2 protein-coding genes are annotated in these 1,522 nt (G+C 40.3%); both read right to left on the bottom strand.

Annotated features, from left to right (window positions below):
• Positions 1 to 411: 411 nt before the first annotated feature.
• Positions 412 to 780 (bottom strand): hypothetical protein, encoded by a 369-nt coding sequence (locus tag INT33_RS20920; RefSeq protein WP_193092934.1) that lies wholly within the window; start codon positions 778 to 780, stop codon positions 412 to 414.
• A 5-nt stretch (positions 781 to 785) separates the two neighbouring features.
• Entirely contained in the window at positions 786 to 1,400 is a 615-nt protein-coding gene (locus INT33_RS20915; protein WP_193092933.1) for a lipid II-degrading bacteriocin, read from the bottom strand.
• Positions 1,401 to 1,522 lie beyond the last annotated feature (122 nt).

Below are 1,522 nucleotides of genomic sequence, written 5' to 3'. Positions count from 1 at the left end.
TACAAGGTCTCGCCGGAGTTACTTAGGCCTCTGCGTGACGTGAAGTAGGTCAACTACGTCGTAGGATGAACGCTTACTGCGGCACTCCCTTACATGAGGCGGGGGGAGCTTTAGGAGGGCGTCTCAATCGGTGCCGGGTGAGACCAACCGAGCTGTCGTCGACAGCAACTGCACTTTCTATGCTAGCGGGAAGAACTAATGTGTCAAGTTTTCAGGCATTAAAAACGCCCCACTAGGGGGCGCTTATGACTATCAGCTATAGCAACAACTGTGAGTTAAGATCACTCGATAGTTAACCAAATTAACTCTACCGCTATAGACAGTTTTTACCGTAATCTACCATTTTCGGCACATTTTTTGATACTAAAAACGTCAGCTCAGAATCATGATGGCTCTTTGTTAAAGCCAAAACTATCTTTCATAGTGCCATGGGTCTACATCAACACCTCCGTCACATGTAATTTCAGCTCGATAATACCCTGAGTCTGTCTCAAAAACTTGTAAGATAAAATCTCCTGAGGGCCCATCAAGATATTCGTAATTTCCTTGCATACGGAATCCACTCATTGTGAAAACCTGTGGAAAATCATCATGAAAACCTTTAATAGTACTTTTAATCTCCTCATGTGAAAGATTATTGCAATCCGTTCCGGTACTGCTATATTTCATATACAAAGCATAAGAAAAAATCAACAACCCTAAAGCGAGCACCATTAACATAAAAAGATATAACGAATATCTTAAATATCTCATAACAACCTCAAACACATCTCTTGTCATTCACACTATAGTTCCCCCTCAAAATTTAAAGGGACTTTTCCATAAGTATCAATTGTATAATCATCATGACCGAAGACATCGCCTATTGCTCGAAGCACATCAGTTGCTGCTTCTCGGAAAGGATCACCAGCACCTTTATTTGCATCATAAAGACCGCTGTAAATAACAGCTTCACCTGTAAAAATATAACTATTATCTTGACGAATTGTCAGCACGCCTTCTATGTCCCCAACAATTTGACCTAACGCTAAAGCCTGAGGTAAATCTCGAATGTCTGAAAAAATATTGTATTCGTAGCGACCATTTATATTATATTTACCGGGCTCAGGATTAGATTTTAAAATATCACGAATGGGCTTGAAAGAATTTTCATCCCAATGCAGCCGAAGTGCCACAGCTGGTATTCTACGTGTTTTCCCGCCTCCCCAAATCCAATATACTAGAGCCACAATATCCATCAAAACAGTGCTCAAAAAATCATTTTGAGATTCACCATTATAAATCCCCTTGATTTCTGTGTGCATGGCCGCGCCATAGTCAAGTGCCAGTGTATACTGACTCAAACCGACATCTCTTGTACCAGTTTCAGTATCAAAATATCCTTTTGGATTAAATATCAAACCTCTTTCATTGTATGTATATACATTTCGTAAAAAATTCCGAAGTGAATCGCCCCGGATATTCTAGACACCCGTTAGGCTCTTAAAGTAACGCCTTTCATACTCAACCGGTGACAAGTTAT

The organism is Halomonas colorata (assembly GCF_014897985.1).
GTDB classification, from domain to species: domain Bacteria; phylum Pseudomonadota; class Gammaproteobacteria; order Pseudomonadales; family Halomonadaceae; genus Vreelandella; species Vreelandella colorata.
The sequence above is the reverse complement of the archived record's forward strand: the minus strand, read 5'-3'. Positions and strand labels throughout refer to the sequence as shown.